The organism is Lysinibacillus sp. NPDC056185 (assembly GCF_047737915.1).
Taxonomy (GTDB): domain Bacteria; phylum Bacillota; class Bacilli; order Bacillales_A; family Planococcaceae; genus Lysinibacillus.
Map to the genome: position 1 here is coordinate 1 of NZ_JBLLLQ010000066.1, position 4663 is coordinate 4663.

Genomic DNA, 4663 nt, shown 5'->3' on the forward strand with positions numbered 1-4663 from the left:
CCGAACACGGAAGTTAAGCTCTTTAGCGCCGATGGTAGTTGGGGGCTTCCCCCTGTGAGAGTAGGACGTCGCTAGGCAATGTAAACAGTCAGCTGTATGCTGGCTGTTTTTTTATACAAAATTATACAAATAGTAATAGACCAAGAAGCTTAAATTAGCTTCTTGATTTTTTTTAGTTATTTACTTTAGCAAAAATTAATTTTCAAATAGTTAAATATACTCATTGATGTTTAGATATTTAAGTGTGCTTTTATTAACTTCAATGTAATATTACCCATGGTATAAAAAGTCAAAATTATGGATTTTATAGGTATTATATATTAGAATAGGTAATAGTCATTTTTACATACTTTTATAGATTCTTTTAGGATATGGATATGTAAAAAATATATGGATAGGAGTGTAAAAGTTGATAATACTAGATAGACCTTATGTTTCTGATTTATTAGCGCACACAATTAGTAAGAATAAAATTCCAGTTATCAAATTAAATGAAGTTTTTATACCAAACGAATCTACTATAGATTTAAAAAAGGTAGACGATTTGTTGATTGAATTAGAGAAGAGGAATTGTCCAATTCTCTTTAACTCTGAAAATGGACTTAATATTTTATCAAAATATGCACCTAATCACTATTTAACAACTGTTACAGATATTTTGAAAAATAAAGTTACTTTCAGGAAAACATTAAGTAGACATTATAAAGATTTCTTTTTCACAGAAGTTTCTCTAAAAGAATTAGAAGAATTAGATCCTAGTGCTCTACCTTTCCCTATTATTGTTAAGCCTGTTATAGGATATTCAAGTATAGGTGTACATCGTATTGATAAGGTAGAAGAATATAAAGAAACTATTAAACAACTTAAATTTGAAATGGAAGTTACAAGTTCAGACTATCCAATCGAAGTTATTAATAACCAATCATTTATAATTGAGAAATTAATTGAAGGTGATGAATACGCTGTTGACGTATATTTTACAGAAGACGGGGAACCTGTTATCTTAAATCTTTTTAAAAGAATGTTTAGGCATGAGAAAGACATGAGCGATAGAATTTACTATACGAGTAAGCAAGTAATAAATGAGTCCCTCAACAAAATTCAAGAATTTTTAGGAACTATTTCATCGTTCTTCGCTTTAAAACTTGCCCCTATACATATTGAAATTCGCATCGATAATGAGGGACAGATTGTTCCAATTGAAGTAAATCCACTTAGATTTGCTGGTATCGGTACAAATGAACTTGGCGTTCATGCATATGGTGTAAACGCATGTGAGTACTTTTTTAAACAACAAAAGCCTAATTGGGAAAATATAGTTAATCAAATGGATGATTCAATTTATAGTTTTTGTTGTGCTGAAATAGATGCCTCTATTGATTGTAAGCAAGTTGTATCTATTAATCATGAAGCGTTTAAACTAAATTTTGGTGAAATTTTAGAATATCGGCCAATGAAAGTGAATGAAAGCTCTACCTTTGCTGTAATCTTTCATAAATCACCGGATTTAAATGAGAATACAAGGTTATTGAACTTAGATCTGAATCAATATATTACGTTAAATGAATTGGTATTTGTTTAATAATGATTAATTTTTTTATTACAGTTAGGAGCGTTAATGATGTTTAAAGGTATGACAATTAGAAAGAAAATATTATTAAACGTATTAATGCCTATTGTTGTTATAAGCACAATTTTTAGCTTTGCCATTTTTATTGTAGCTGAACGTTTAATTGATGAGTATATTATTCCTCAGTTTGAAGAGAGCTTAACGATGAAAATGGAGGATTTTGATGAGCTATTTGATAAAGAATTAATCAATAGTGCTAAAACAAACAAAAGTGCATATCAAGAGTTATTGTCTAGAGGAAATGCATTTCAAGAAAAGTATGATTTAGAAAATGTGTATATTATGAGTAAAGTAGATAATAAAGAAGTCATTTTATTTTTAGGCAATGACGATAAGTATTTATCACCACTAGCGTTTACAGATGAACAAAAAGCAGCGCTAGGCACAACTAAAATGGTTACAAGTGATATTTATATAGATGATTACGGTGCTCATAAGTCTACATTTTTACAAGTTCAAGGAACAGATTCTGTCTTAGGATTAGATGAAGATGCAGATTTTATAGTTGATTTAGAAAATTTATTAATAAAAGTATGTGTATTATTAGCACTTATATTTATTGTGGTAAGTGGTATATTAGCATATTTCACTGCTAAAAGAATTTCTAAACCGTTAAATCAACTTGTAGATTACACTAAAGTAATTGCAGCTGGTGATTTAACGCAGGAAATAAAAAATTCAAGTAATGACGAAATTGGTCAGCTTGCATCAAGTTTTAATAGTATGCAAGTACAGCTAAAAGATGTTATAGGGCATGTATCCTCAACAGCAGACTATGTAGCAAATGGGTCTAAAGAATTGACTCAAAGTATAGAGCAAGTGACAGAAATGACTAATCAGGTATCAGCGGCGATTCAGGAAGTTTCAGTAAGTAGCGAAATGGTAACAACTGGGGCTATTCAAAATCAAATTGCGATTAGAGAAATATCAGAGGGTATAGTAGAAATTACGGAATCTACCACGAATGTCTCTGATGAATCTATTAAGACATCTGAAGAATCCAATCAAGGTAATAATGTTATTCAACAATCCGTACAAGGAATTGATTCGATTAACGAGCTTTCAAAAGCCTCTATGCAAATGACAGAACAAATGCATCAACGTTCTAAAGAAGTAGGACAAATTACAAATGTAATTACAAGTATTTCAGATCAAATTAATTTACTTGCACTAAATGCAGCTATTGAGGCTGCTCGTGCAGGTGAATATGGAAAAGGGTTTGCTGTTGTTGCGGATGAAATAAGACATTTAGCAGAACAATCTGCCCAATCTGCTAATGACATTACTAAATTAATCTCTGAAATGCAAAACAATTCTAATGAATCTGTTGACGCTATTACGAGAGTAGTAAATGAAATTGATCAAGAGACTGTCGCAATAAGATTGGCTGGAGATACTTTCCGAAAAATTTCATCTCTAATTTCAAACATTAGTATGCGAACGCAATCAATTGCTTCAACAGTAGAACAAATATCAGCAAGCTCTGAACAAGTATTAGGGACTACTGAGACAACTGTGCAATCATTGGAGCAAACATCAGCAGGTACCCAAAATATTGCTTCAACTATGCAAGAGCAATCTGCTTTTATGGAAGAAATGCTAGGAACTGCTAATCAAGTAAACGAGATGGTTGAAAACTTAAAAGGTCAAATTGCACATTTTAAAATTAAGTAATCTAAGCAATAACATTAACTAAGTTAAAAGGATTAGCTCTATCTTGAACAGAGCTAATCCTTTTACTATTTTTAGATCCGTATGTCAGTATCAAAGTCGTTTGTAAATTCGACAAAATACTCATTGAGTTCGTTCTATTTGTATATAACTCTTTATATAATGTAAAGATTACTTGAAAAAGGAGAGGGAATTTTGTGGATTGATGGTGTTTTTTCTGGTGGTGGTTTGAAGGGGTTTGCACTAGTTGGGGCGTATCAAGTACTAGAAGCTGAAAATTTTCGCTTTAAACGGGTAGCTGGGACGAGTGCCGGGGCCATATTAGCTGCTTTTATTGCTGCGGGATATAGCGGAAAAGAAATCCAGACTATGTTAGAAGAGTTGGATGTACCTTCATTATTAGATCAAAGGAAAACTATCTTACCATTCCCGTTTATGAAGTGGGTTAATGTTTATCACCATTTAGGTTTATATAAAGGAAAAGCATTAGAAAAATGGTTTTTTCAAAAATTAGCTGCAAAAGGTGTTTATACGTTCGGAGATTTACCTAGAGATTCATTAAAGTTAGTGGCCTCAGATTTAACAAATGGCAAAATGATGGTGTTACCGGATGATTTACAAAATTATCATATTGATGCGAAAAAATTTTCTGTTGCAAGTGCTTTACGTATGAGTTGTGGTATACCATTTTTCTTTGAACCAGTTACATTAAAAACAGGAAAAGGAGATTCAGTTATTGTAGATGGCGGTGTATTGAGTAATTTTCCGTTATGGGTATTTGATGATAGAGAAGGACGTAAGGTGCGGCCGATTATAGGGCTTAAATTGAGTAGACGTAGAGAAGAACAACACCCACATGAAATTAAAAATGGATTAAATTTATTTGAAGCTTTATTTTCTACTATGAAAGATGCTCATGATGAAAGATATATCTCAAGACGGCATGAAAGAGATATTATTTTCATTCCTGTCGATGATTATAGCGCTACTCAATTTGATTTAGATGAAGAGACTAAAGAAACACTTTTAGAGATTGGAAGAAACCGTACTATTCAATTTTTAAAAGCGTGGCCAAGATTTAAGTTATAAAACTTTTGAAAAAAATGAATAAAACTATTGACGCTCTATGAAGTAGATGATATTATATAAAAGTTGCTGATAAACATGCAACTAGAACAATATAAAAAATAAAATAACTGTTTGACAGTATGTGTGAAACATGTTATTATATAAAAGTTAACTCTTAACAAAGAGATAATGATTGTAAATGAACCTTGAAAACTGAACAAGCAAAACGTAATCAATAAAGTTTTTAGTAGCTAGCCTTGAGTTGGTGAACGAAACAAAATTTTGGACATCAAA

The 4663-nt window shown here is 31.4% G+C and carries 3 protein-coding genes; all 3 read left to right on the top strand.

The window, feature by feature from the left end; genetic code table 11:
- The first annotated feature begins 409 nt into the window (after nt 1-409).
- A complete protein-coding gene (locus tag ACMZ42_RS26780) occupies nt 410-1582 on the top strand; it encodes an ATP-grasp domain-containing protein (RefSeq protein WP_415733379.1) in 1173 nt (390 codons plus the stop codon).
- 39 nt (nt 1583-1621) lie between these two features.
- Nucleotides 1622-3304 (top strand): methyl-accepting chemotaxis protein, encoded by a 1683-nt coding sequence (locus ACMZ42_RS26785; protein ID WP_415733380.1) that lies wholly within the window; start codon nt 1622-1624, stop codon nt 3302-3304.
- A gap of 192 nt (nt 3305-3496) precedes the next feature.
- Complete coding sequence (locus ACMZ42_RS26790) at nt 3497-4390, top strand: patatin-like phospholipase family protein (RefSeq protein ID WP_376079078.1); 894 nt, start codon at nt 3497-3499, stop codon at nt 4388-4390.
- The last annotated feature ends 273 nt before the right edge of the window (nt 4391-4663 follow it).

Coding starts and splice junctions, on each gene's coding strand:
- ACMZ42_RS26785 (WP_415733380.1), top strand. CDS start 1,622: ATGTTTAAAGGTATGACAATTAGAAAGAAAATATTATTAAACGTATTA.